Annotated in this window: 2 protein-coding genes; both read left to right on the forward strand. The window is 72.5% G+C overall.

Features of this window, described 5'->3' with window-relative positions; all coding sequences use genetic code 11:
- Positions 1–195 precede the first annotated feature (195 nt).
- Positions 196–1,146, forward strand: a complete 951-nt coding sequence (locus ACFW01_RS38380; protein WP_234960507.1) for an endonuclease/exonuclease/phosphatase family protein — start codon at positions 196–198, stop codon at positions 1,144–1,146.
- A gap of 88 nt (positions 1,147–1,234) precedes the next feature.
- The coding region (locus ACFW01_RS38385; protein ID WP_384511500.1) for a LacI family DNA-binding transcriptional regulator at positions 1,235–1,435 on the forward strand (201 nt) is incomplete at its 3' end.

Raw genomic sequence — 1,435 nt, forward strand, 5'->3', positions numbered from 1 at the left:
GGACGCACATCCGTGGGGCCCTCTCCCATGCTCCGGCAGGGACGGGGGTCAGGTGCGCCAGGTGTCGCCGAGGACGGTCCGCGTGGAGGTGACCGTCGCCGCCGTTGTCCCACAACACTTGCCCTCGCCCGGAACTCGATCCACAGGTTCCGTCGTCCTGACGGCGAGGACGACGGGACGACGGAACGAGGAGCGATGACCGAGCGGGTGAAGCGTCGGTGGAGCTGGCGGCGCGGGCGGGTATGGGCCGGAGTGGCGGTGTCCACCGCCCTTCTGCTGATGTTCCACGGCCTGGTTCCCGACCGGCCCGGCGGGCTGGGCAGTCTCCTGGAGTCCTTTCTGCCGTGGCTGGGCGTGCTGGTCGTGGCGCTGCTCCCGCCGGCCCTGCTGCGCCGTTCGGCTCTCGCGCTGGTCGCCCTGCTGCTGCCGGTGGCGGCCTGGACGTACCGGTTCGGCCCGCTGCTGCTGCCCGCGCCGGAGCCCGGCGCCGACGACCTCGTCGTGGTGCAGCACAACGTCAGCGACGAGAACACCGACCCGGCGGGAACGGCCCGCGCACTGGCCGGTGCGGGGCCCGATCTGATAGCGCTCCAGGAGCTGGTGGCACCGGCCCGGGCGGTCTACGAGAAGACCCTCGCCCAGGACTACCCGTACCGGACCGTCCGGGGCACGGTCGGCCTCTGGTCGAAGCATCCGCTCAGCGGGGCCCGAACGCTGGACATCAGACCGCGGGGCCTCACTCAGGAGTGGGAACGCGGGCTGCGGGCCGTGACGCACACGCCGCGCGGCGAGGTCGCCGTGTACGTCGCGCACCTGCCGTCGGTCCGGGTCGGGGTCACCGGCCTCGCGTCGTCCTGGCGGGACGAGAGCGCCGGGCTGCTCGGCGACGCCGTCACGGCGGAGCGGTCGCGCAGGGTGGTCCTGCTGGGCGACCTCAACGGCACCGTCGACGACCGGGCACTCGATCCGCTGACCAGCGAGCTGAACGTGCCCGAGCGGGGCGTCGCCCTCAGCTTCCCCGCCGCCTTCCCGATGACCCGGATCGACCAGGTGATGGCCCGCTCCGCGACGGTCGGCCGGATTCGCACCCTGCCCGCCACCGGCAGCGATCACCTTCCGGTCCTCGCGCGAGTCACTTGGGACTGAACAGGGCATACCCCCTGAATCAGCGCGCAGCCGGCCCAATGCGGCCGCCGAGCAAGCCGCTTGCGGTGCTTGCGTTAGCCTTTCGTGTGTGACGCGACGACTTGCTCAGGTGGCGAAGAAGGTTGGGGTCAGCGAGGCCACGGTCAGCCGGGTGCTCAACGGCAAGCCCGGGGTCTCCGACGCGACCCGGCAGGCCGTGCTGAGCGCGTTGGACGTCCTGGGCTACGAGCGGCCCACCCAGCTGCGGGGCGAACGGGCCCGGCTGGTCGGGCTGGTGCTGCCCGAGCTG

Source organism: Streptomyces sp. NPDC058985 (genome assembly GCF_042740985.1).
Taxonomy (GTDB): Bacteria; Actinomycetota; Actinomycetes; order Streptomycetales; family Streptomycetaceae; genus Streptomyces.

Bases quoted from the DNA above. Each gene is read 5' to 3' on its own strand.
- ACFW01_RS38380 (WP_234960507.1), top strand. From the start codon at position 196: ATGACCGAGCGGGTGAAGCGTCGGTGGAGCTGGCGGCGCGGGCGGGTA.